Source organism: Synechococcus sp. YX-04-1 (assembly GCF_030546365.1).
Lineage (GTDB): Bacteria > Cyanobacteriota > Cyanobacteriia > PCC-6307 > Cyanobiaceae > Parasynechococcus.
On record NZ_JAUONZ010000006.1, the window covers coordinates 102,762 to 122,727 of the forward strand.

The 19,966-nt window shown below is 61.7% G+C and carries 33 protein-coding genes; 30 read left to right on the forward strand and 3 right to left on the reverse strand.

What is annotated here, in order from left to right; genetic code table 11:
- Positions 1 to 16: 16 nt before the first annotated feature.
- Genes Q3Y53_RS11175 through Q3Y53_RS11185 form a run of 3 tightly spaced genes read right to left on the reverse strand, consistent with a single transcriptional unit; the run spans position 17 to position 3,139 of the window.
- Entirely contained in the window at positions 17 to 1,657 is a 1,641-nt protein-coding gene (locus Q3Y53_RS11175; protein WP_303536023.1) for an AAA family ATPase, read from the reverse strand.
- A 22-nt stretch (positions 1,658 to 1,679) separates the two neighbouring features.
- Complete coding sequence (locus Q3Y53_RS11180; RefSeq protein ID WP_303536024.1) at positions 1,680 to 2,711, reverse strand: LdpA C-terminal domain-containing domain; 1,032 nt, start codon at positions 2,709 to 2,711, stop codon at positions 1,680 to 1,682.
- Complete coding sequence (locus Q3Y53_RS11185) at positions 2,678 to 3,139, reverse strand: NAD(P)H-quinone oxidoreductase subunit N (protein ID WP_006850745.1); 462 nt, start codon at positions 3,137 to 3,139, stop codon at positions 2,678 to 2,680. The genes Q3Y53_RS11180 and Q3Y53_RS11185 overlap by 34 nt, the downstream gene beginning before the upstream one ends.
- 381 nt (positions 3,140 to 3,520) lie before the next feature.
- Between Q3Y53_RS11185 and rplC the strand changes: the two genes are divergently transcribed.
- From rplC to prfA, 30 genes are all read left to right on the forward strand, one after another.
- Complete coding sequence (rplC, locus tag Q3Y53_RS11190; RefSeq protein ID WP_226425766.1) at positions 3,521 to 4,177, forward strand: 50S ribosomal protein L3; 657 nt, start codon at positions 3,521 to 3,523, stop codon at positions 4,175 to 4,177.
- On the forward strand, positions 4,177 to 4,812 hold the full coding sequence (gene rplD / locus Q3Y53_RS11195) for a 50S ribosomal protein L4 (protein WP_303536026.1): 636 nt from the start codon (positions 4,177 to 4,179) through the stop codon (positions 4,810 to 4,812). The genes rplC and rplD overlap by 1 nt, the downstream gene beginning before the upstream one ends.
- Complete coding sequence (locus Q3Y53_RS11200; RefSeq protein ID WP_006850625.1) at positions 4,805 to 5,107, forward strand: 50S ribosomal protein L23; 303 nt, start codon at positions 4,805 to 4,807, stop codon at positions 5,105 to 5,107. Before rplD ends, Q3Y53_RS11200 begins: the two co-directional genes overlap by 8 nt.
- Positions 5,108 to 5,122: 15 nt before the next feature.
- Positions 5,123 to 5,986, forward strand: coding sequence for a 50S ribosomal protein L2 (gene rplB, locus Q3Y53_RS11205; RefSeq protein ID WP_226425763.1), 864 nt, complete (start codon positions 5,123 to 5,125; stop codon positions 5,984 to 5,986).
- A 35-nt stretch (positions 5,987 to 6,021) separates the two neighbouring features.
- Positions 6,022 to 6,297 (forward strand): 30S ribosomal protein S19, encoded by a 276-nt coding sequence (gene rpsS, locus Q3Y53_RS11210; RefSeq protein WP_006849645.1) that lies wholly within the window; start codon positions 6,022 to 6,024, stop codon positions 6,295 to 6,297.
- A gap of 3 nt (positions 6,298 to 6,300) precedes the next feature.
- Entirely contained in the window at positions 6,301 to 6,666 is a 366-nt protein-coding gene (gene rplV / locus Q3Y53_RS11215) for a 50S ribosomal protein L22 (protein ID WP_226425761.1), read from the forward strand.
- Between the two features lie 20 nt (positions 6,667 to 6,686).
- A complete protein-coding gene (gene rpsC / locus Q3Y53_RS11220; RefSeq protein ID WP_226402143.1) occupies positions 6,687 to 7,415 on the forward strand; it encodes a 30S ribosomal protein S3 in 729 nt (242 codons plus the stop codon).
- 16 nt (positions 7,416 to 7,431) lie between these two features.
- Complete coding sequence (rplP, locus tag Q3Y53_RS11225) at positions 7,432 to 7,908, forward strand: 50S ribosomal protein L16 (RefSeq protein ID WP_006851743.1); 477 nt, start codon at positions 7,432 to 7,434, stop codon at positions 7,906 to 7,908.
- 2 nt (positions 7,909 to 7,910) lie between these two features.
- Positions 7,911 to 8,120 carry a 50S ribosomal protein L29 gene (gene rpmC / locus Q3Y53_RS11230; RefSeq protein ID WP_006850073.1) on the forward strand — a complete coding sequence of 70 codons (210 nt, stop codon included), beginning with the start codon at positions 7,911 to 7,913 and terminating at the stop codon, positions 8,118 to 8,120.
- A gap of 17 nt (positions 8,121 to 8,137) precedes the next feature.
- Positions 8,138 to 8,434, forward strand: a complete 297-nt coding sequence (gene rpsQ / locus Q3Y53_RS11235; RefSeq protein ID WP_006850241.1) for a 30S ribosomal protein S17 — start codon at positions 8,138 to 8,140, stop codon at positions 8,432 to 8,434.
- Entirely contained in the window at positions 8,431 to 8,796 is a 366-nt protein-coding gene (gene rplN, locus Q3Y53_RS11240) for a 50S ribosomal protein L14 (protein WP_006851211.1), read from the forward strand. Before rpsQ ends, rplN begins: the two co-directional genes overlap by 4 nt.
- A 2-nt stretch (positions 8,797 to 8,798) precedes the next feature.
- Positions 8,799 to 9,155 carry a 50S ribosomal protein L24 gene (gene rplX / locus Q3Y53_RS11245; RefSeq protein ID WP_226425760.1) on the forward strand — a complete coding sequence of 119 codons (357 nt, stop codon included), beginning with the start codon at positions 8,799 to 8,801 and terminating at the stop codon, positions 9,153 to 9,155.
- Between the two features lie 40 nt (positions 9,156 to 9,195).
- Positions 9,196 to 9,735, forward strand: coding sequence for a 50S ribosomal protein L5 (gene rplE, locus Q3Y53_RS11250; RefSeq protein WP_011363383.1), 540 nt, complete (start codon positions 9,196 to 9,198; stop codon positions 9,733 to 9,735).
- A 19-nt stretch (positions 9,736 to 9,754) separates the two neighbouring features.
- Positions 9,755 to 10,156 (forward strand): 30S ribosomal protein S8, encoded by a 402-nt coding sequence (rpsH, locus tag Q3Y53_RS11255; RefSeq protein WP_006850769.1) that lies wholly within the window; start codon positions 9,755 to 9,757, stop codon positions 10,154 to 10,156.
- A 14-nt stretch (positions 10,157 to 10,170) separates the two neighbouring features.
- The gene (gene rplF, locus Q3Y53_RS11260; protein WP_226425759.1) at positions 10,171 to 10,710 is read left to right on the forward strand and encodes a 50S ribosomal protein L6; all 540 of its coding nucleotides are present in this window, start codon (positions 10,171 to 10,173) and stop codon (positions 10,708 to 10,710) included.
- Positions 10,711 to 10,743: 33 nt separating this feature from the next.
- Positions 10,744 to 11,112, forward strand: coding sequence for a 50S ribosomal protein L18 (gene rplR, locus Q3Y53_RS11265; RefSeq protein ID WP_114987264.1), 369 nt, complete (start codon positions 10,744 to 10,746; stop codon positions 11,110 to 11,112).
- A gap of 14 nt (positions 11,113 to 11,126) precedes the next feature.
- Positions 11,127 to 11,774, forward strand: a complete 648-nt coding sequence (gene rpsE, locus Q3Y53_RS11270; protein ID WP_226425757.1) for a 30S ribosomal protein S5 — start codon at positions 11,127 to 11,129, stop codon at positions 11,772 to 11,774.
- A 6-nt stretch (positions 11,775 to 11,780) separates the two neighbouring features.
- Positions 11,781 to 12,236, forward strand: coding sequence for a 50S ribosomal protein L15 (gene rplO / locus Q3Y53_RS11275; RefSeq protein ID WP_226425756.1), 456 nt, complete (start codon positions 11,781 to 11,783; stop codon positions 12,234 to 12,236).
- Positions 12,237 to 12,340: 104 nt separating this feature from the next.
- Positions 12,341 to 13,660 carry a preprotein translocase subunit SecY gene (gene secY / locus Q3Y53_RS11280; protein ID WP_226425755.1) on the forward strand — a complete coding sequence of 440 codons (1,320 nt, stop codon included), beginning with the start codon at positions 12,341 to 12,343 and terminating at the stop codon, positions 13,658 to 13,660.
- Positions 13,661 to 13,712: 52 nt separating this feature from the next.
- Complete coding sequence (locus Q3Y53_RS11285; RefSeq protein WP_226425754.1) at positions 13,713 to 14,264, forward strand: adenylate kinase; 552 nt, start codon at positions 13,713 to 13,715, stop codon at positions 14,262 to 14,264.
- Positions 14,265 to 14,311: 47 nt separating this feature from the next.
- Complete coding sequence (gene rpmJ / locus Q3Y53_RS11290) at positions 14,312 to 14,425, forward strand: 50S ribosomal protein L36 (protein ID WP_071840122.1); 114 nt, start codon at positions 14,312 to 14,314, stop codon at positions 14,423 to 14,425.
- 71 nt (positions 14,426 to 14,496) lie between these two features.
- Positions 14,497 to 14,862 carry a 30S ribosomal protein S13 gene (rpsM, locus tag Q3Y53_RS11295; RefSeq protein WP_226425752.1) on the forward strand — a complete coding sequence of 122 codons (366 nt, stop codon included), beginning with the start codon at positions 14,497 to 14,499 and terminating at the stop codon, positions 14,860 to 14,862.
- A gap of 35 nt (positions 14,863 to 14,897) precedes the next feature.
- The gene (gene rpsK / locus Q3Y53_RS11300; protein WP_006850182.1) at positions 14,898 to 15,290 is read left to right on the forward strand and encodes a 30S ribosomal protein S11; all 393 of its coding nucleotides are present in this window, start codon (positions 14,898 to 14,900) and stop codon (positions 15,288 to 15,290) included.
- A gap of 46 nt (positions 15,291 to 15,336) precedes the next feature.
- Positions 15,337 to 16,275: a DNA-directed RNA polymerase subunit alpha gene (locus tag Q3Y53_RS11305; protein WP_303536070.1), complete on the forward strand. Its 939-nt coding sequence runs from the start codon at positions 15,337 to 15,339 to the stop codon at positions 16,273 to 16,275.
- Positions 16,276 to 16,324: 49 nt separating this feature from the next.
- Complete coding sequence (rplQ, locus tag Q3Y53_RS11310) at positions 16,325 to 16,675, forward strand: 50S ribosomal protein L17 (RefSeq protein WP_006851925.1); 351 nt, start codon at positions 16,325 to 16,327, stop codon at positions 16,673 to 16,675.
- A gap of 25 nt (positions 16,676 to 16,700) precedes the next feature.
- Positions 16,701 to 17,582 (forward strand): tRNA pseudouridine(38-40) synthase TruA, encoded by an 882-nt coding sequence (truA, locus tag Q3Y53_RS11315; protein WP_303536074.1) that lies wholly within the window; start codon positions 16,701 to 16,703, stop codon positions 17,580 to 17,582.
- Positions 17,583 to 17,738: 156 nt separating this feature from the next.
- Complete coding sequence (gene rplM, locus Q3Y53_RS11320; RefSeq protein WP_038551234.1) at positions 17,739 to 18,191, forward strand: 50S ribosomal protein L13; 453 nt, start codon at positions 17,739 to 17,741, stop codon at positions 18,189 to 18,191.
- Complete coding sequence (rpsI, locus tag Q3Y53_RS11325) at positions 18,188 to 18,589, forward strand: 30S ribosomal protein S9 (RefSeq protein ID WP_226425749.1); 402 nt, start codon at positions 18,188 to 18,190, stop codon at positions 18,587 to 18,589. Before rplM ends, rpsI begins: the two co-directional genes overlap by 4 nt.
- A 12-nt stretch (positions 18,590 to 18,601) precedes the next feature.
- Positions 18,602 to 18,853 carry a 50S ribosomal protein L31 gene (gene rpmE, locus Q3Y53_RS11330; RefSeq protein ID WP_006851595.1) on the forward strand — a complete coding sequence of 84 codons (252 nt, stop codon included), beginning with the start codon at positions 18,602 to 18,604 and terminating at the stop codon, positions 18,851 to 18,853.
- A 15-nt stretch (positions 18,854 to 18,868) separates the two neighbouring features.
- Entirely contained in the window at positions 18,869 to 19,966 is a 1,098-nt protein-coding gene (gene prfA / locus Q3Y53_RS11335) for a peptide chain release factor 1 (RefSeq protein ID WP_226425747.1), read from the forward strand.

Sequence of the window (19,966 nt, forward strand, 5' to 3'; positions counted from 1 at the left end):
ATCCACGAACGAACGATCAGGGAGGAAAAACCCGCAAGCGGGACAGTTCAGCCTCGCCGAAGACATCGCTGCGTAGCCGGTAACGGCGCACAAGATCGGCTTGCATCCGGAGAACACGCTCACTTCGCGGCAGCAACTCCACCGGCCTGCCTTGCGGCATCACCACCTGTTCCACGGCAAGACGGCATTCCTCGAGAGCAGCCAATTCATCGTCCTGAGACACCCGGTCCGGCGGGGTGACCTCTGCGGACGATTCGGTGGCCTGACGGCGGAGAAGACGGGCCATGGCACGGGTCACCTGGGGCAGGGTGTCGGACTTAATCACCAGGATCGGGATCCCCAGATCCCTGGCCTGACGGCGCAGCGACGGTTGGCGACTGAGGCCGAGCCGAATGCTCAACACCACATCAGCCTCACTCAAATCATCCACAACCTGAGCCTTCCAGCCGTGAGAACGGATGGCCTCCTCCACAACACGGGGAGGAACCCCGCAACAGAGAACCTGCAGAGGCTCGGCGCTGGTCTCCGCTGAAGATTGTTCGTCTGCTGCACTTTCCTTGCGGACACTGACCGCAGGCATGGGCACGGGAACTGAGACGGGCTGTTCCGCAAACGGCCGTTGGGACGGAGGGCGCAGCAAACCCGAAGACTGCGGCGGGTCCACCAGCTGAACGCCCCCCTCAGGCGTCAGCTCGCGCTCCTGAACCCTGGGCTTCAGACCCCGAAGCAGTTGGTCCACGGTGGCGGCAACGTCAGTGTGTACGGCCCAGCGCTGCCGGCTATGCATTTCAACTGCAACCGGAAAAGTCGGTTCGGCGGCACGCTCCAACACCGTTTTCTGACTGCGACGCCGCCGGGCCTCCTCATCCCCGAGGGTGACCGTCTGAATCCCGCCCACCAAATCGCTGAGGGTGGGGTTCTTGATCAGGTTGGCCAAAGCATTGCCGTGAGCTGTGGCGACAAGCACCACGCCACGTTCAGCGATGGTGCGCGCGGCCTGCGCCTCCAGCTCCGTGCCGATCTCATCGATCACGATGACTTCTGGCATGTGGTTTTCCACCGCCTCGATCATGGTTTGGTGCTGCAGCTCAGGCCTGGCCACCTGCATGCGGCGGGCCCGACCGATCGCGGGATGGGGGATGTCGCCATCACCGGCGATCTCGTTGCTCGTGTCGATCACAACAACGCGCCGCTCCAACTCATCCGAAAGCACCCGGGCGATCTCACGCAACGCCGTTGTCTTGCCCACACCCGGGCGCCCCATCAACAGCAGGGACTGACCTCCATCAAGGAGGTCCCGCACCATCGCAACGGTACCGAACACGGCTCGCCCCACCCGGCAGGTCAGACCGACAACCTCGCCCTGACGGTTGCGGATCGCGCTAATCCGGTGAAGCGTTCGTTCGATTCCCGCCCGGTTATCGCCACCGAACTGACCAAGCCTGGCCACCACGGCCGCCAGATCCTCCCGGGACAAGGGCGTGGAACCCAGCGCCAGGGCACGGCCTGGATAACGCGCTTCCGGAACCCGACCGAGATCGAGCACCACCTCGAGCAACTGCTGTCGTGCCTCTTCCGGCTGCAACTGCTCCTGCACGGCGTCCGGCAGGAGCTCAAGAAGGCGATCCAGATCGTCGGTGACCCGTTGCGTGCCCATGGGATCTGCGCGTTTCAGCCTTCTAGCAAGAGCGCTGCAGCCATGGCGTAACCAATGGACGCGCGAGCGAGAGGGCACGGTTCCAACCCTCGGGCCATTGCCACAAGGCAAGTCCACGGGTTTGCGCCTCATCCAGCACAGGCATCAGCAAGCGACGGGCCACACCGCCAAAGGCGATGCCAGCCGGGCGCTCCGTCGGGTGCAAGAACTCCAGCGTTGCGGCGTTGGTGCCACCGGCAAGCTGCAGCGGACCCGGTGGTGCCAGACCACGCATGGCACGCCAGAGCTGAATCGCGGCCCGCGCGGTGCCAGCACCCACATCGCCGCTCATCGGACGCCCATCCAGCTGCCAGAGGGGTCTGTAACCGGCTTGGCGCAGGCGGGAGTAGCGACGCCAAAGCAAACCAGCCAACTGATCGGCCTTCACGCCGTGGACCTCCAATCCGGAGCTCACGGCCAAACGCCGCAAAGGAACGTGGTGCTGCTGAAGGCTTTGGATCAGCGTCGAGAAGCCCTCGTCATGCCCAGATGCCGTGTGAATCTCCACAGCATCGGGCTGAATCGATTTGAGCAAGGAGATCACCTGCTCGGGTTCCAATCGGTGGTCGCGTTCCTCAATCAAGCCATGGGGGCAAGCCGGCAAGCAGCGGCCGCAGCCATAGCAACGCTGCTGGTCGATCCCAGCAGCGGGCGGAATCGCTGCCGCAGGACAAATCCTTTCGCAGGGCCGCGGGCAGTCCGCAGGGCAGTGATCGGGATCGAACCAGGCCTTGCGGAAGTGAGCATCGATCCCATCGCTAAGGCTGACCATCAGCCAGGGGCGACGCCCTGTTTGCGCCTCAGCCCAGTCCAGACCGCGACGCGCTGCAATGGCGACCGCTGGATCTGCAGCCACATCAACGCAATGAACACCGACAGCCGCAAAAACAGCGGTCAGATCGGCAATGGCAGGCAAATCCTGGTTGCTTGCTCCACAGATCAGCTTGACCCAACGGCCCTGATCGAGGGCCTCATCAGGCGTCAGGCCTTCAGATATGTGGTCATCGGTTCCCACTTCAGGCTGCGAGCACCACCCATCTCCACGATGATGCGTAAACGTGGTTCGCGCTTGCACAGATCGCAGAGCGAAAGAAGTTCGGAGCGCGACAGCACCTGGCCTTCCAACAGCCACAGGGCCACAGGAGCATCACCTTCAAACAGATCGCCGAGCTGGGGAGCCACCTCCTGCACTTCTCCCACAGCAGCACCACGACCAACGCTTTGATGACCGAGGTGGGGCGGACGGATGCCGTGCTTCTGGGTGAGGAACACCTCCGGGTCACCGAGGCCGCGGGCTGATGTCATGCGGGTGCTGTAACCGGCACCGCGCAGACGTCTTAATAGACGGGTTTCTGCACCGCCTTCGAGCGGAGCCTGAACCGCCAGACAGCCATTGGCTTCGAGATCACGGCGAAATGCCTGACCGGTGAGAAGCAGAGGCATGGCAGCTACAGGGATTGAAGGGGATTCTGGCAGCAGGCAGATGGATCAGGGGAGCAGGTAGGTCGGTGTTGTAGGTTCGTTGTTTGTTCTGTGTTTCTGTGCCCGTCCGCTAGCCGGGCCTCCAGTCGGCAGAACAGATTCGGCGATTGCGTCGAATCTCCAGGCCAGTACGGAAGCTTTCTTCGGAGATCTCCGTCGGGAAACTGCAACCGCACATTGTGCAGATGCAAGTCCCAGCCTCGCTGAATCGTTCGCTAGCCCATTCGAATCCACTCCTTCGGGAGTTCCGCTTCGAACCACGTCTGCGTCCAATCGATCAGCACCTGACCCCATGCGGTTCTCCGCTTGGTGGTTGTCCACGCTGGCGCTTCCTCCCCATCCATGTCCATCGGCATCCTCGGGAAGAAGCTGGGTATGTCCCAGTTCTTCGACGAGCAGGGCAGAGCTGTTCCGGTCACCTTGATCGAAGCCGGCCCCTGCCGCATCACCCAACTCAAAAACGACGACACTGACGGATATTCCGCAGTGCAGATCGGCTTTGGCGAAACCCGCGAGAAGCTGATCAACAAGCCCGCCCAGGGTCACCTCAACAAATCCGGAGAGGGGCTTCTGCGTCATCTGCGCGAATACCGCGTCGACAGCGTTGAAGGTCTCGAACTCGGTGGAGACATCACCGTCGGCGATTTCGAAGCCGGCCAGAAGGTGGATGTCAGCGGTGACACTGTCGGCCGCGGCTTCTCTGGCTACCAGAAGCGCCACGGCTTCAGCCGGGGTCCGATGACCCACGGTTCGAAGAACCACCGCGAGCCCGGTTCGACCGGTGCCGGTACGACCCCGGGCCGGATCTATCCCGGTAAGCGGATGGCCGGTCGCTACGGCGGCAAGAAAATCACCACCCGCGGTCTGACCATCCTCAAGGTGGACAGCGAGCACAACCTGCTGGTGGTGAAGGGATCCGTGCCCGGCAAGCCTGGTGCGCTGCTCAACATCCGCCCGGCCTTGCGCGTGGGCGCCAAGCCCGCCAAAGGAGGTAAGTGATGGCCAGTTGTGTCGTTCTTGATTGGCAGGGCAAGGAAGCCGGTAAGGCAACCCTGGACCTGAAGGTGGCCAAAGAGACCACCGCCGTTGATCTCATGCATCGGGCTGTTCTGCGTCAGCAGGCCCATGCACGCCAAGGAACCGCCAGCACCCTCACCCGCTCAGAAGTGCGCGGTGGTGGTCGCAAGCCCTACAAGCAGAAAGGAACTGGTCGGGCCCGTCAGGGATCGATCCGGACTCCCCTGAAGCCCGGCGGCGGCATCATCTTTGGACCCAAGCCCCGCACGTACAACCTTGCGATGAACCGCAAGGAGCGTCGCCTGGCCCTGCGCACTGCGCTGATGGCCCGCATTGACGATGTGACCGTCGTGAAGGACTTCGCTCCTGCGCTGGAGGCCCCCAAGACCCGTGAGATCACGGACGCCTTGGGACGCCTCGGTGTCGCGGCCGGCTCCAAGGTGCTCATCGTTCTGACGAACCCCTCCGATGTTGTCCGCCGTTCCGTGCGCAACCTGGAGAAAGTCAAGTTGATCTCCGCAGATCAGCTGAACGTCTTCGACCTGCTCCACGCCAATGCATTGGTGCTGGGCGAGGAAGCTCTCGCAACCATCCAGGAGGTCTACGGCGATGACTGAACGTTTCCAAGGACGCCTGGCGGATGTGATCCGCCGTCCCCTGATCACCGAGAAGGCCACCCGCGCCCTCGAAATCAACCAGTACACCTTCGAGGTAGACCACCGCGCCGCGAAGCCCGACATCAAGGCCGCCATTGAGCAGCTCTTCGATGTGAAGGTCACCGGCATCAGCACCATGAATCCCCCGCGACGCTCCCGTCGCATGGGTCGCTTCGCCGGCAAACGTGCCCAGGTGAAGAAAGCCGTGGTGCGCCTGGCGGAGGGCAACTCGATCCAACTCTTCCCTGAGTCCTGAGGGGTCTGAATCGTCATGGCAATCCGTAATTTCCGCCCCTACACCCCCGGTACCCGCACCCGGGTGGTCACTGATTTCAGTGAGATCACCAGCCGCAAGCCGGAGCGGACCCTGGTGGTGGCTAAACACCGCCGCAAGGGTCGCAACAACCGCGGTGTGATCACCTGCCGCCATCGCGGTGGTGGCCACAAGCGCCTCTACCGCGTGGTGGATTTCCGTCGCAACAAGCACGGTGTCACCGCCAAGGTGGCCGCAATTCACTACGACCCGCACCGCAACGCGCGTCTGGCACTGCTCTTCTACGCCGATGGCGAGAAGCGCTACATCCTGGCTCCCGCAGGAGTTCAGGTGGGTCAGACCGTGGTCTCCGGCCCTGATGCCCCGATCGAGAACGGCAACGCCATGCCGTTGTCCTCGGTGCCCCTCGGTTCGGCTGTTCACTGCGTTGAGCTCTACGCCGGTCGAGGCGGCCAGATGGTCCGGACAGCCGGTGCCAGCGCCCAGGTGATGGCAAAAGAAGGCGACTACGTCGCTCTGAAGCTGCCCTCCACCGAGGTTCGCCTGGTTCGCCGCGAGTGCTACGCCACCCTCGGCGAGGTCGGCAACTCCGAAATGCGCAACACCAGCCTGGGTAAGGCCGGTCGTCGCCGCTGGCTCGGACGTCGTCCTCAGGTTCGAGGCAGTGTGATGAACCCCTGCGATCACCCCCACGGTGGTGGTGAGGGTCGTGCACCGATCGGCCGTTCCGGCCCGGTGACCCCCTGGGGCAAACCCGCCCTCGGTCTCAAGACCCGCAAGCGGAACAAACCCAGCAACCAATACGTGCTCCGGAAGCGTCGCAAGACCTCCAAGCGGAGCCGTGGCGGACGCGATTCCTGATGCAATCCATCACTTTGCCGCTTGCTTAAACCGTTATGGGACGTTCACTCAAAAAAGGTCCGTTTATTGCCGACAGCCTGCTTCGCAAGGTTGAAAAGCAGAACGACAACGACGACAAGTCTGTGATCAAGACCTGGTCACGGGCCTCCACGATCCTGCCGATGATGATCGGCCACACGATCGCGGTTCACAACGGCCGCACCCATGTGCCGGTGTTCATCACCGAGCAAATGGTGGGTCACAAGCTGGGAGAGTTCGCTCCCACCCGCACCTTCAAGGGCCACATCAGAGACAAGAAAGGAGGCCGCTAATCCATGACATCGTCAACCCCAACGGCACCCACTGCCCAGGCTCACGGACGCTTCATCCGAGGCTCTGTGTCCAAGGTGCGTCGTGTGCTCGACCAAATCCGTGGCCGCACCTACCGCGACGCGCTGATCATGCTCGAGTTCATGCCCTACCGCTCCACCGGCCCGATCACCAAGGTGCTCCGGTCTGCGGTGGCCAACGCTGAGCACAACCTCGGTCTTGACCCCTCTTCTCTGGTGATCTCGAGCGCCAGCGCTGACATGGGCCCTTCCATGAAGCGCTATCGCCCCCGCGCCCAAGGCCGGGCTTTCCAGATCAAGAAACAGACCTGCCACATCAGCATTGCTGTGGCGGCTCAGACCGATTCCTGACCCTCGAGGACTCTGACCCAATGGGACACAAAATCAACCCAACCGGTCTGCGCCTGGGGATCACCCAGGAACACCGGTCACGCTGGTACGCCTCCAGCAAAAACTATCCGGCCCTCCTTCAGGAGGATGACCGGATTCGCAAGTTCATCCACAAGAAGTACGGCTCAGCCGGCATCAGCGATGTGCTGATCGCCCGTAAGGCCGATCAACTTGAAGTTGAACTCAAGACCGCACGCCCTGGTGTGCTGGTCGGCCGTCAAGGCAGCGGCATCGAAGACCTTCGTTCCGGCATTCAGAAGACCGTCGGCGACTCCAGTCGTCAGGTGCGGATCAATGTTGTCGAGGTCGAACGCGTCGACGGTGATGCCTTCCTCCTCGCCGAATACATCGCCCAGCAGCTTGAGAAGCGTGTGGCCTTCCGCCGCACCATCCGCATGGCTGTGCAGCGCGCTCAGCGTGCCGGTGTTCTGGGTCTGAAGATCCAGGTGTCCGGTCGCCTGAACGGTGCTGAGATCGCTCGGACGGAATGGACCCGTGAGGGTCGGGTGCCCCTGCACACCCTGCGTGCCGACATCGACTACGCCACCAAGGTGGCCAGCACGACCTACGGCGTGCTCGGCATCAAGGTGTGGGTGTTCAAGGGCGAGGTGCTGAGCGAACAAGCTCAGCCCATGCCGGTGGGGGCCGCCCCCCGGCGCCGGGCCAGCCGTCGGCCCCAACAGTTCGAAGACCGCTCCAACGAGGGTTGAACAGGAGGCCTGAACCATGCTGAGTCCAAAACGCGTCAAATTCCGTAAGCAGCAGCGAGGCCGCATGCGCGGCGTCGCCACCCGGGGCAACACCATTGCCTTCGGACAGTTCGCGCTGCAGGCACAGGAATGTGGCTGGATCACCTCGCGCCAGATCGAGGCCAGCCGTCGTGCCATGACCCGCTACGTCAAGCGTGGCGGAAAAATCTGGATCCGGATCTTCCCCGACAAGCCGGTCACCATGCGCGCTGCCGAAACCCGGATGGGTTCCGGTAAGGGCAACCCAGAATTCTGGGTGGCGGTGATCAAGCCCGGCCGGATCCTGTTCGAGATGGGCGGTGACGAAATCACCCCCGAAATCGCCAAGGAAGCCATGCGCCTCGCGCAATACAAGCTTCCCGTGAAGACCAAGTTCATCCAGCTGGATGAGCAGGAGAAGTCAGCTGGTGCCAAGGCTCCGGCAGCTTCTGAAGCCGTCACCGTGGAGTCCTGACCATGGCCCGTCCTAACGCCGCCGATGTGCGCAGCCTGTCCGATTCGGACATCAACGAACAGATCGACGGCCTGCGCCGCGAACTGTTCCAACTCCGTTTCGAGCAGGCCACGCGCCAGCTCGCCAACACGCACCGTTTCAAAGAGGTCCGCATCAAGCTGGCCCAGCTGCTGACGGTGCAGTCGGAGCGCCAGCGCTCCACCGCCTCCTGATCCCCCACTCCGTAACCATGGCAGTCAAGGAAAGGATCGGCACCGTCGTCAGCGACAAGATGGAAAAAACGGTGGTGGTCGCGGTGGAAAGCCGCTTCCCACACCCCATCTATCAAAAGACGGTCAGCCGTACCACCCGTTACAAGGCTCACGACGAAGACAACACCTGTCGCGTCGGTGACCGCGTTCGCATCACTGAAACCCGTCCGATGAGCCGCCAGAAGCGGTGGGCCATCGCCGAGGTTCTCAGCCACAGCCCCAAGGCTGCAGCTGAAGAAGCCAACAAGGCTGAAGCTCAGGAGGTGAAGCAGTGATCCAGCAGGAGTCCTATCTCACCGTTGCCGACAACAGCGGCGCCAAGCGCATCCAGTGCATTCGCGTCCTCGGCACCAACCGTCGCTACGCCCACGTTGGCGACGTGATCGTTGCCGCCGTCAAGGATGCCGCCCCCAACATGGGTGTCAAAAAGTCCGACGTGGTGAAGGCCGTTGTGGTGCGCACCAAAGCCACCATGCGTCGTGAGACCGGAAACTCAATCCGGTTCGACGACAACGCCGCAGTCATCATCAACGACGACAAAAACCCGAAAGGCACTCGCGTCTTCGGACCGGTGGCCCGTGAGCTGCGTGAGCGCAGCTTCACCAAAATCGTGTCCCTCGCTCCGGAGGTGATCTGACCATGGCGACTGCAACCACCAAGGCGAAGGCCACCGAGCGCATCAAAATGCGCATCCGTAAGGGCGACACCGTTCAGGTAATCGCCGGCAAAGACAAGGGCAAGACCGGTGCCGTTCTGCGCACTCTGCCCAACGAGAACCGTGTCGTCGTGGAGGGCGTAAACATGCGCACCCGCCATGAAAAGCCCACCCAAGAGGGCGAGACCGGCCGCATCGTGACGGAGGAAGCTTCCCTGCATGCCTCCAACGTGATGCTGTATTCCACCGACAAAAAGGTGGCAAGCCGCGTTGAAATCGTCGTCGACAAGGACGGCACCAAGAAGCGCCGGCTCAAGAAAACCGGTGAAGTCCTCGACTGATCCCGACTTCTGACCACGCCCAGAAGCACCCCAACCCGTTATGTCACTCAAGAAGCGCTACCGGGAGACCATCCAGCCCAAGCTGCAGAAGGATCTCTCCCTCACCAACATCCACGAAGTCCCCAAGGTGCTGAAAGTCACCGTTAACCGGGGTCTCGGCGAAGCCGCCGCCAATGCCAAGTCCCTCGAGGCTTCGGTGAATGAGCTGGCGCAGATCACCGGCCAAAAGGTCGTTGTGACCCGTGCCAAAAAAGCCATCGCCGGCTTCAAGATTCGGCAGGGCATGCCGATCGGCTGTGCCGTCACCCTCCGTGGTGATCGGATGTATGCCTTCCTCGAGCGCCTGATCAACCTGGCGCTGCCCCGCATCCGCGACTTCCGCGGGGTCAGCCCCAAGAGTTTCGATGGCCGCGGCAATTACACCCTTGGGGTGCGCGAACAGATCATCTTCCCTGAGATCTCCTTCGACAAGATCGATGCGATCCGGGGCATGGACATCACCATCGTGACCACTGCCCGTTCGGACGAAGAGGGCCGGGCCCTCCTCCGCGAGATGGGAATGCCGTTCCAGAGCAACTGAGCCCTCCCCGTCGACACCTATGGCCAACCACGACCCCATTTCCGACATGCTCACCCGCATTCGCAATGCGAGTGAGAAACGTCACGAAACCACCAAGATCCCCGCTTCGCGGATGACCCGCAGCATCGCCAAGGTGCTGCAACAGGAGGGCTTCATCTCCGAGATCAGCGAGCAGGGTGAAGGCGTTCGCACCGAACTGGTGCTCGCCCTCAAGTACAGCGGCAAGCACAGGCTGCCCACTATCCGCTCCATGCAGCGGGTCAGCAAGCCCGGTCTCCGCATCTACAAAAACACTCGCGGCCTGCCCAAAGTCCTCGGAGGACTGGGCGTGGCGATCATCTCCACCTCCAAGGGTGTGATGAGCGACCGCGACGCCCGCCGTGAGGGCGTCGGTGGCGAAGTGCTCTGTTACGTCTACTGATCCGGAGCTGAACCATGTCACGAATCGGCAAAAACCCCGTTCCCGTCCCTGAAAAGGTCACCGTTTCCCTCGACGGGCTCACCGTCAAGGTGAAAGGGCCCAAAGGCGAACTGGAGCGCACCCTTCCTGATGGCGTCAGCGTCAGCCAGGACAACAACACCATCGTGGTCTCACCCACAAGCACCAAGCGCATCTCCCGTGAGCGCCACGGCCTGAGCCGCACCCTCGTCGCCAACATGATCGAGGGTGTCAACAACGGCTATAGCAAGGCCCTGGAGATCGTCGGTGTGGGCTCCCGTGCCCAGGTCAAAGGCAAAACCCTCGTGGTGAGTGCTGGCTACAGCCACCCCGTCGAGATGGAAGCGCCTGAGGGCATCACCTTCAAGGTGGAGAACAACACCAGGGTGATTGTCTCCGGAATCGATAAGGAGCTGGTGGGCAACGAAGCCGCCAAGGTCCGCGCCATCCGCCCCCCCGAGCCCTACAAGGGCAAGGGAATCAAGTACGAGGGCGAGCGCATCCTGCGCAAGGCAGGCAAGTCCGGCAAGAAATAAGCCTTGTCCTGACGTTCCTACCCTTCCCCCACCATGTCCCAACTGTCCCGCAAACAGCAGACGCAGAAACGCCACCGGCGTCTGCGTCGTCACATCACCGGAACCTCAGACCGTCCGCGGCTGGCCGTGTTCCGCTCCAACAACCACATCTACGCCCAGGTCATCGACGACGCGGCCCAGAGCACACTCTGCTCCGCCTCCACCGTTGACAAGGAACTGCGTGCCGGCCTCAAGGCTCCGGCTGGCAGCTGCGACGCCTCTGTCGCCGTCGGCGAACTGGTCGCCAAGCGCGCCATTGCCAAAGGCATCCAGCAGGTAGTGTTCGACCGCGGCGGAAATCTGTACCACGGCCGGATTAAAGCCCTTGCCGATGCCGCCCGGGAAGCGGGCCTTCAGTTCTGATTCCTGCTTAACCCATGACAGATTCCTCCCCCCAATCCAATCCCAACGCCGTACCGGGTGCGGCCGACGTTCCAGCGGCAGCCGAAGGGCAGCAGCAGCAACAGGAACAGCGCCGCGGCCGTGGCGACCGTGACGGTCGTCGTGGCGACCGGCGTGGTGGTCGTCGCGGCCAAGAGCGCGACTCCGAATGGCAAGAGCGCGTGGTTCAAATCCGCCGCGTCTCCAAAACCGTCAAAGGCGGTAAAAAGATGAGCTTCCGGGCCATCGTGGTTGTCGGCAACGAGAAGGGTCAGGTCGGCGTTGGCGTCGGCAAGGCCGGTGATGTGATCGGTGCTGTCCGCAAGGGCGTTGCCGATGGCAAGAAGCACCTCGTCAAGGTGCCGCTGACCCGTCACAACTCCATCCCGACCCTCTCCAATGGTCGGGATGGTGCTGCGAGCGTGCTCATCCGCCCGGCAGCCCCTGGTACCGGTGTGATCGCTGGCGGTTCCATCCGCACAGTGCTCGAACTTGCCGGCATCAAGAATGTCCTGGCCAAGCGCCTGGGCAGCAAGACCCCCCTGAACAATGCACGGGCTGCCATGGTGGCCCTGTCGCTTCTCCGCACCCACAAGGAGACGGCCAAGGAACGGGGAATCTCCCTCGAACAGATCTATTCCTGATTCGCGATGACTCTCCGACTCGATTCCCTCAAATCCAACAAAGGCGCTCGTCGCCGCAAACTGCGCAAGGGCCGCGGCATCGCCGCCGGCCAGGGCGCCAGTTGCGGCTTCGGTATGCGTGGCCAGAAATCCCGCTCGGGTCGCCCCACGCGCCCCGGCTTCGAGGGTGGCCAAATGCCTCTCTACCGCCGGGTGCCGAAGCTGAAGCACTTCCCCCTGGTCAATCCCAAGCACTTCACCGTGCTCAACGTCTCGGCGTTGAACGACCTGAAGGACGGCAGCACCGTCAACTTGGATTCCCTGGTCAAGGACGGCATCGTGACCAGCCCCAAGCATCCGCTGAAGATGCTCGGCAACGGCGAACTGAAAGCCAAAACGCTGACAGTGCAAGCCGCGGCGTTCACAGCCTCCGCCCGCACCAAGATCGAAGCCGCAGGTGGCACCTGCGAAATCCTCGACTAATCAAGGGCTCGCCCCCAAGTCAGCCCTAGGGTCTGAGCCGTCCGCTGGATTTCGATCCACGGGCGGCTTCTTGGCTTTTCGCCCAACTTCACTTTCTTCCGGACATGCTCGTCAGTCGGGGTCGCAACCCCAACGCCTCCGAAGTGATCGGCCAGCTGATCACCAACCCTGGCCTCCGCAGTCGTGTGCTCACCACACTTGGTCTGCTGTTGTTGGTGCGTCTTGGGATCTACATCCCGATGCCAGGAATCGATCGAGAAGCGTTCAAGCAGTTCATCGATCAGGGTGGACAGCTGATCGGTTTCCTCGACATTTTCACCGGCGGTGGCATCTCCACCCTGGGCATCTTTGCCCTTGGGATCCTGCCGTTCATCAATGCCTCGATCATTCTCCAGCTGCTGACCGCAGCGCTGCCGCAGCTGGAAGACCTCCAGAAGAATGAGGGCGAGGCCGGCCGACGCAAGATCGCCCAGATCACCCGCTATGTGGCGCTGGGATGGGGTCTCGTCCAGAGCGTGGTCTTCGCAATGATCCTGCGCCAATACGCCATAGAAGGCCTCAGCGAAGTGACCTTTGTGGTGCAGACGGCACTGGCCCTGGTCACCGGATCGATGGTGGTGATGTGGCTGAGTGAAGTGATCACGGAGCGGGGCATCGGCCAGGGAGCCTCACTGGTGATTTTTCTGAACATCGTCGCCACCCTGCCGCGCACCCTTGGCGCCACGATCGAAGCCGCTCAAACCGGTGACCGCGACACCGTGCTGGGCATCATTGTTCTTGTGCTGGTGTTCCTGGCCACGATCGTTGGAATCATCTTCGTGCAGGAGGGTGCTCGCCGTATCCCCATCGTCAGTGCCAAGCGCCAGGTGGGTGGAGCAGGCGTTCTCCCAACCCGTCAGAGCTATCTGCCGCTCAAGCTGAATGCCGGCGGTGTGATGCCGATCATCTTTGCCTCAGCCCTGATTTTCCTGCCGGTCACCATCGCCAACCTCACCAAGAGCGAGTGGTTGATCCGTGCTGCCAGTGCCCTGAATCCCGGAGCAGCGAACCCCTGGCCGTACGCGCTCACCTTTTTTGGGTTGATCCTGGGCTTCTCCTACTTCTACGCCTCACTCACGGTGAATCCCGCTGACATCGCCACCAACCTGAAACGGGGTGGTGTGGCGATTCCAGGCGTCCGCCCCGGCAGCGCCACGGCCAACTATCTCTCGGGAGTCCAGAACCGCCTCACCTTGCTGGGTGGTCTGTTCCTGGGCGCCGTCGCCATCATTCCTGCGGCCGTGGAACGCGCCACAAATGTGCAGACCTTCCAAGGTCTTGGCGCCACTTCACTGCTGATCCTGGTCGGTGTGGCCATCGACACGGCCAAGCAGGTTCAGACCTATGTGATCTCACAACGCTACGAAGGCCTCGTTCGCCAGTGAGCGCTGCTGGGCAGTGCACCTTCCGTTCACTTCACCTCATGATTACGCAACCATGAAAAATCGCTTGCTCTTTCTTGGCCCTCCCGGAGCCGGCAAAGGCACCCAGGCCGCCCGACTGTGCGATGCCATCAGCATGAAGCATCTATCCACGGGCGATCTGCTGCGCTCTGAAGTAGCAGCCGGCAGCGAACTAGGCAAAGAAGCTGAAGCGGTGATGAACCGCGGCGAACTGGTAAGCGACGCCCTCGTGCTGGCGATTGTGGAAAGCCAGATGAAGGCACTAACCACAGATGGCTGGCTGCTGGATGGGTTTCCCCGCACAGTGCCCCAAGCGGAAGCCCTCGAACCCCTGCTGGCCGAATTACAGCAACCCATTCAGGCCGTGGTTCTGCTGGAGCTGGATGACGCCGTTTTAATTGAACGGCTGCTGGCCCGCGGTCGCGCCGATGACAACGAAGCGGTGATCCGCAATCGCCTTGAGGTCTACCGCGAGAAAACGGCACCTCTGATTCGCTTTTACAGCGATAAAGGTCTCCTGGTTTCCGTCCCTGCCCAGGGCTCTGTCGAGGAGATCACCAAGCGGATCGAGTCAGTGCTTGGTTGACCCCGCATGGTAACGTTGCCGTTTGGAAATTTGGAGAGCCACGCCTCATGAAGGTGCGCAGCTCAGTGAAAAAAATGTGTGACAAGTGCCGGGTGATCCGTCGCCACGGCAAGGTCATGGTCATTTGCACTAACCCCAAGCACAAACAGCGTCAGGGCTGATCCCCAGCTGTTCTGAAACATTCCTCGCCTCCAGGACCTCGGAGGTATCTGTCCTTTTCAACTAAACGAACGTGGCACGGATCGCCGGCGTTGACATTCCCCGCGACAAGCGGATTGAAGTGTCCCTCACCTACATCTACGGAGTTGGTCTCACCCGCTCACAGGCCATCCTGGCCAAAACCGGCGTGAACCCCGACATCCGGGTGAAAGATTTAGAGGACGGAGATCTTCAGAAACTCCGCGGTGCTCTAGAGGAGTACACCGTCGAAGGAGATCTACGCCGACAGGAGGGCATGGCCCTCAAGCGCCTGCAGGACATCGGCTGCCTCCGTGGACGTCGCCACCGCATGAGCCTTCCGGTTCGTGGCCAACGCACCCGCACCAACGCCCGTACCCGCCGCGGTGCGCGGAAAACTGTGGCTGGCAAGAAGAAGTAAGTCCTCTACATCCTTATCCCTGACTGCATACGGCCATGGCTAAAACCGTCAAAAAATCCGGGCCCAAAAAGGCCAAGCGCAACGTTCCCAACGGTGTTGCTCACATCCAGAGCACCTTCAACAACACCATCGTGTCCATCACCGATACGGCTGGTGAGGTGATTTCCTGGTCGTCCGCAGGCGCCAGTGGCTTCAAGGGTGCTCGCAAAGGCACCCCCTTCGCCGCTCAAACTGCTGCAGAGGCAGCCGCACGTCGTGCCCTCGACCAAGGCATGCGTCAGATTGAAGTGCTTGTGAGAGGTCCTGGCTCAGGCCGTGAGACCGCCATCCGCGCCCTCCAAGTTGCTGGCCTCGAAATCACCCTGATTCGCGACGTCACCCCCCTGCCCCATAACGGTTGCCGCCGGCCCAAGCGCCGCCGCGTCTGAACCGAGCTGATTTCCACCGGTTTCTCCATTTACCCCGATTCAGATCGTGTTGCAGTACCAGATTGATCGCATTGAGCATCAGGTGGCCGAGGATCGCGCCCAGTCCGGCGTCTTCCTGATCGGTCCCCTCGAGCGTGGCCAGGCCACGACCCTGGGCAACGCGTTGCGTCGCGTGCTGATGGGTGGTCTCGAAGGCAGTGCCGTCACCGCCATCCGCATTGCCGGTGTCAATCACGAATACGCCACGGTTCCTGGGGTCCGTGAAGACGTTCTCGACATCCTGCTGAACTGCAAGGAACTCACAGTCAGCAGCCGTTCAGCCGAACTCGAGATCGGCCGTCTTGTGGTGGCTGGTCCCGCTGAAGTTAAGGCCGGAGATCTGCAGTTCTCCTCTCAGGTTCAAGTTGTGGATGCCGATCGTCCGATCGCCACCGTGGCCGATGGTCACAGCCTCGAGCTGGAAGTTCACGTTGAGCGTGGCGTCGGCTATCGCCCGGTGGATCGCTACAACGAAGAAACCAGTGCCATCGATCTGCTCCAGATCGATGCGGTGTTCATGCCTGTGACCCGGGTCAATTTCACCATTGACGAAACCGCCGTTGCCGAAGGCGGTTCGGCCCGCGAGCGCCTTCGGATGGAGATCATCACTGACGGCTCCATTACTCCCGACGACGCCCTGGCTCAGTCGGCCAATCAATTGATTGAGCTGTTCCAGCCACTGGCCACGGTCACTCTCGTGGAGGAAGTTCCTGCTGAACCCGAGCCCTCGGCGGAAGCACAGATTCCTCTAGAGGAATTGAACCTTTCGGTTCGGGCCTACAACTGCCTCAAGCGCGCTCAGGTCAACTCCGTGTCTGACCTGATGGGCTTCAGCTACGAGGATCTACTCGAGATCAAGAACTTCGGTTCCAAATCCGCTGATGAAGTGATCGAAGCCTTCGAGCGCATCGGCATCTCCATCCCCCAGAGCCGCACTTCTGCATAACCGCAGAACGGCCTGAACGTCCTTTTTCGTCTTCGTCACCGACAGAACCATGCGTCATCAATGCCGAGTTCCTCAGCTGGGACGTCCAGCTGACCAGCGCAAGGCAATGCTGCGCGCCCTGACCACCCAGCTGATTCGCGAAGGTCGGGTCACCACCACCAAGGCAAGGGCCAAGGCGCTTCGCGACGAAGCCGAGCGCATGATCACCCTGGCCAAGGACGGCAGCCTCGCCTCCCGTCGCCGGGCCATGGGCTACATCTACGACAAGCAGCTGGTGCATGCCTTGTTCGACAAGGCCCCCAACCGCTACAGCGATCGCAAGGGCGGCTATACCCGCATCACGCGTACCGTTCCCCGTCGTGGCGACAATGCCGAGATGGCCATCATTGAACTGGTCTGATCAGACCTCACGTCAGTGCTGACGTTTGAATACCGAACCCTCGTCTGCAGGTCCTGAGCCAGCGTCCCTTCAGCGGATCGCACTCAGCCTTCAGTACGAGGGTTCTTCATTTTGTGGCTGGCAGCGCCAACGCAACGGTCGCAGTGTTCAGGCCGTGCTAGAGGAAGCCATCGCCCAGCTCGATCCGCACCGGCCGGTACAGACCTTTGCCGCCGGTCGCACCGATGCCGGGGTTCATGCCGCCGGTCAGGTGGTGCACTTCGACTGCAGTGGCCCGATCCCGGCTCGCAAATGGGCACCGGCCTTGAACGGACGCCTGCCGAGCACCATTCGTGTGCGCGAATCCGTCGCCCGTCCCCTCGATTGGCATGCCTGTTACTCCGCCATCTACCGGCGGTACCGGTACACGATTCACAACGGCCGGCGTCCCAATCTGTTTCTCAGCCCTTGGAGCTGGCACCGCTACCAACACAGGCTGGATGCGTCCCGCATGCGGGACGCTTTGAACACCATGCGTGGTCTGCACGACTTCAGCGCCTTCATGAAGGCAGGCAGCCGTCGCGCCCATGCCAGAACCACCGTGCAGGAGGTGCTCGTAGAGCGCCAAGGTGATCTTCTGCGGGTTGAGATCCAGGCCAGTGGTTTTCTGTACGGCATGGTTCGCTTGCTGATGGCCCAGTTGGTGGCCGTTGGCGAGCACCGTCTCAGTGTTGCCGCCTTTGAACATCGCTGGCGGGAACGACGACGCCACGAGGTGAAGGAGGCAGCGCCAGCCACAGGCCTCTGCCTGCTTCGGGCTGGCTATGCGGAGCCCATCTTCACTAAAGCCGGCTGGTACGATTGTCAGCCGTGGTTTTTTCTGGCCGAGAGCGATCCTCCTCCGGATCCACCCTCAACGCCGGAATAAACGGGCCTCTACTTGGAATGCTGCCCAACTCACAGGAGCTGGAGGGCTGAAGAGTAAGCTCGATCTTTAGCCCCGTCAGGTCCAGCTCTGGACCGACCCCCTTTGCCCAGTTCCGCTGCATTAGGCGGGACATACCCGAACCGGCATGCCGGCGCGATGAACAAGACCTCTCTCCCCCCGATTGATTCGATCGACCGCCAGTGGTACGTGGTGGACGCTGAGAATCAAACCCTCGGCCGTTTGGCCACTGAAGTGGCAGCCGTGCTCCGCGGCAAGAACAACCCCAGCTTCACCCCCCATCTGGACACCGGTGATTTTGTCGTCGTTGTGAACGCCGAGAAGATCAAGGTCTCCGGACGTAAGCCCCAGCAGAAGCTGTACCGCCGTCACTCCGGTCGTCCCGGGGGAATGAAGGTGGAAACCTTCGAGGCTCTGCAGGAACGGATTCCCGAGCGGATCGTGGAGAAGGCCATTAAAGGCATGCTTCCCCACAACGCCCTGGGCCGCCAGATGTTCCGCAAGCTCAAGGTCTACAAGGGCACCGAGCATCCCCACGCCGCTCAGAAGCCCCAGCCTCTTCAGCTCAACCCCTCCGCATCCGCCAAATGAGCAACAATTCCGTCGTCTACTGGGGTACCGGTCGTCGCAAGACTTCTGTCGCCCGTGTTCGCCTCGTCCCCGGCAATGGAACGATCACCATCAACGGTCGTCCCGGTGACAACTATCTGAACTACAACCCCTCGTACATCGCAGCGGTGAAGGCTCCCCTGGAGACCCTCGGCCTTACCAGCGAGTACGACATCCTTGTCAACGTTCACGGTGGTGGACTCACCGGTCAGTCCGGCGCCATCAAGCAAGGTGCTGCCCGCGCCCTGTGTGAACTGTCTGCCGACAACCGCAAGCCGCTGAAGACGGAAGGTCACCTGAGCCGGGACCCCCGTGCCAAGGAACGCCGCAAGTACGGCCTCAAGAAAGCCCGTAAGGCTCCTCAGTTCTCCAAGCGCTGATTTTTTTTACCGATGCCAAAGCCCGACATTCATCCCACCTGGTATCCCGACGCCAAGGTGATCTGCAACGGCGAAGTGGTCATGACCACAGGCGCCACCCAGCCGGAGATCCACGTCGACGTCTGGAGCGGCAACCATCCCTTCTTCACTGGCACCCAAAAGATCCTCGACACCGAGGGGCGTGTGGACCGCTTCATGAAGAAGTACGGCATGGGCACCAAGAAAAAAGGTGCCGACTCCGCCAAGGCCGAGTCCAAAGCCTGAGGGTGAGAACGGGGCATGGACGCCTCGACCTTGTTCACACGGCTGGAAACAGCCACAGCCAGCTTCCGCAACCTCGAGCGGCAGCTGGCTGACCCTGATGTGGCCGCTGATCCGAAGCGGCTTGAATTGATCGCGCGGGAGCGATCAAGGCTTGAGCCTCTCGTGCTCGACTTCGAGGAACTCCAGAAGCTCGAATCCGAGCGAGACTCCGCACGTCAACTGCTCAAAGACAGTCGCGGTGACGCTGCGATGGAGGAACTCGCGCAGGATGAGTTAATCAGCCTCCAGGAACAGCATTCAACGCTGACGGAACGGCTCACCTTGGCGCTGCTGCCGAGAGATCCCCGCGATGAGCGCAGCGTGATGCTGGAAATTCGCGCCGGCGCAGGGGGCGACGAGGCCTGTCTCTGGGCCGGTGATCTGGCACGGATGTATGAGCGCTACAGCCAGAAAGTGGGCTGGGCCGTGCAATCCATCAGCTGCACCGAGGCCGACCTGGGAGGGTTTCGGGAGCTGATCCTTTCGGTGCGTGGCGACAGCGTCTACAGCCAACTGAAATTTGAAGCTGGAGTGCATCGGGTGCAACGCGTCCCGGCCACAGAATCCCAGGGTCGGGTCCACACCTCTACAGCCACGGTGGCCGTGATGCCGGAAGCCGATGCCGTGGAAGTTCAGCTCGATCCGAAGGATCTCGACATCAGCACCGCACGTTCAGGCGGTGCGGGGGGCCAGAACGTCAACAAGGTGGAAACAGCCGTGGACCTCCTCCACAAACCCACGGGCATCCGTGTGTTCTGCACCCAGGAACGCTCCCAGCTGCAGAACCGTGAACGGGCCCTGGAGATCCTGCGCGCCAAATTGTTGGAGCGGGAGCAGGCTGCTGCTGCGGAACGGGAAAGCAGCGACCGACGCGCCCAGGTGGGCAGTGGTGACCGCTCCGAAAAAATCCGCACCTACAACTACAAAGACAACCGAACCACCGATCACCGGCTGGGCCGAAACTTCACCCTGGAGCCTGTGCTGGAGGGCCAATTGGAGGACATGATCGGTGCCTGCATTGCCGAAGAGCAACGTCAGAAACTCGAAGCACTGAGCGATCAGGCCGAGACCTGA

What these genes read in the sequence shown, in the direction of transcription:
- prfA (WP_226425747.1), top strand. Translation starts at nt 18,869, where the DNA reads ATGGACGCCTCGACCTTGTTCACACGGCTGGAAACAGCCACAGCCAGC.
- rpsC (WP_226402143.1), top strand. Translation starts at nt 6,687, where the DNA reads ATGGGACACAAAATCAACCCAACCGGTCTGCGCCTGGGGATCACCCAG.
- rplC (WP_226425766.1), top strand. Translation starts at nt 3,521, where the DNA reads ATGTCCATCGGCATCCTCGGGAAGAAGCTGGGTATGTCCCAGTTCTTC.
- rplM (WP_038551234.1), top strand. Translation starts at nt 17,739, where the DNA reads ATGAACAAGACCTCTCTCCCCCCGATTGATTCGATCGACCGCCAGTGG.
- Q3Y53_RS11200 (WP_006850625.1), top strand. Translation starts at nt 4,805, where the DNA reads ATGACTGAACGTTTCCAAGGACGCCTGGCGGATGTGATCCGCCGTCCC.
- rplE (WP_011363383.1), top strand. Translation starts at nt 9,196, where the DNA reads ATGTCACTCAAGAAGCGCTACCGGGAGACCATCCAGCCCAAGCTGCAG.
- rplO (WP_226425756.1), top strand. Translation starts at nt 11,781, where the DNA reads ATGACTCTCCGACTCGATTCCCTCAAATCCAACAAAGGCGCTCGTCGC.
- rpsK (WP_006850182.1), top strand. Translation starts at nt 14,898, where the DNA reads ATGGCTAAAACCGTCAAAAAATCCGGGCCCAAAAAGGCCAAGCGCAAC.
- rpsS (WP_006849645.1), top strand. Translation starts at nt 6,022, where the DNA reads ATGGGACGTTCACTCAAAAAAGGTCCGTTTATTGCCGACAGCCTGCTT.
- secY (WP_226425755.1), top strand. Translation starts at nt 12,341, where the DNA reads ATGCTCGTCAGTCGGGGTCGCAACCCCAACGCCTCCGAAGTGATCGGC.
- rpsI (WP_226425749.1), top strand. Translation starts at nt 18,188, where the DNA reads ATGAGCAACAATTCCGTCGTCTACTGGGGTACCGGTCGTCGCAAGACT.
- rpmC (WP_006850073.1), top strand. Translation starts at nt 7,911, where the DNA reads ATGGCCCGTCCTAACGCCGCCGATGTGCGCAGCCTGTCCGATTCGGAC.
- rplF (WP_226425759.1), top strand. Translation starts at nt 10,171, where the DNA reads ATGTCACGAATCGGCAAAAACCCCGTTCCCGTCCCTGAAAAGGTCACC.
- rpmJ (WP_071840122.1), top strand. Translation starts at nt 14,312, where the DNA reads ATGAAGGTGCGCAGCTCAGTGAAAAAAATGTGTGACAAGTGCCGGGTG.
- rplB (WP_226425763.1), top strand. Translation starts at nt 5,123, where the DNA reads ATGGCAATCCGTAATTTCCGCCCCTACACCCCCGGTACCCGCACCCGG.
- rplP (WP_006851743.1), top strand. Translation starts at nt 7,432, where the DNA reads ATGCTGAGTCCAAAACGCGTCAAATTCCGTAAGCAGCAGCGAGGCCGC.
- rplQ (WP_006851925.1), top strand. Translation starts at nt 16,325, where the DNA reads ATGCGTCATCAATGCCGAGTTCCTCAGCTGGGACGTCCAGCTGACCAG.
- rpsQ (WP_006850241.1), top strand. Translation starts at nt 8,138, where the DNA reads ATGGCAGTCAAGGAAAGGATCGGCACCGTCGTCAGCGACAAGATGGAA.
- Q3Y53_RS11175 (WP_303536023.1), bottom strand. Translation starts at nt 1,657, where the DNA reads ATGGGCACGCAACGGGTCACCGACGATCTGGATCGCCTTCTTGAGCTC.
- rplX (WP_226425760.1), top strand. Translation starts at nt 8,799, where the DNA reads ATGGCGACTGCAACCACCAAGGCGAAGGCCACCGAGCGCATCAAAATG.
- rpmE (WP_006851595.1), top strand. Translation starts at nt 18,602, where the DNA reads ATGCCAAAGCCCGACATTCATCCCACCTGGTATCCCGACGCCAAGGTG.
- rplR (WP_114987264.1), top strand. Translation starts at nt 10,744, where the DNA reads ATGTCCCAACTGTCCCGCAAACAGCAGACGCAGAAACGCCACCGGCGT.
- Q3Y53_RS11185 (WP_006850745.1), bottom strand. Translation starts at nt 3,139, where the DNA reads ATGCCTCTGCTTCTCACCGGTCAGGCATTTCGCCGTGATCTCGAAGCC.
- rplD (WP_303536026.1), top strand. Translation starts at nt 4,177, where the DNA reads ATGGCCAGTTGTGTCGTTCTTGATTGGCAGGGCAAGGAAGCCGGTAAG.
- rpsE (WP_226425757.1), top strand. Translation starts at nt 11,127, where the DNA reads ATGACAGATTCCTCCCCCCAATCCAATCCCAACGCCGTACCGGGTGCG.
- Q3Y53_RS11285 (WP_226425754.1), top strand. Translation starts at nt 13,713, where the DNA reads ATGAAAAATCGCTTGCTCTTTCTTGGCCCTCCCGGAGCCGGCAAAGGC.
- rplV (WP_226425761.1), top strand. Translation starts at nt 6,301, where the DNA reads ATGACATCGTCAACCCCAACGGCACCCACTGCCCAGGCTCACGGACGC.
- rpsH (WP_006850769.1), top strand. Translation starts at nt 9,755, where the DNA reads ATGGCCAACCACGACCCCATTTCCGACATGCTCACCCGCATTCGCAAT.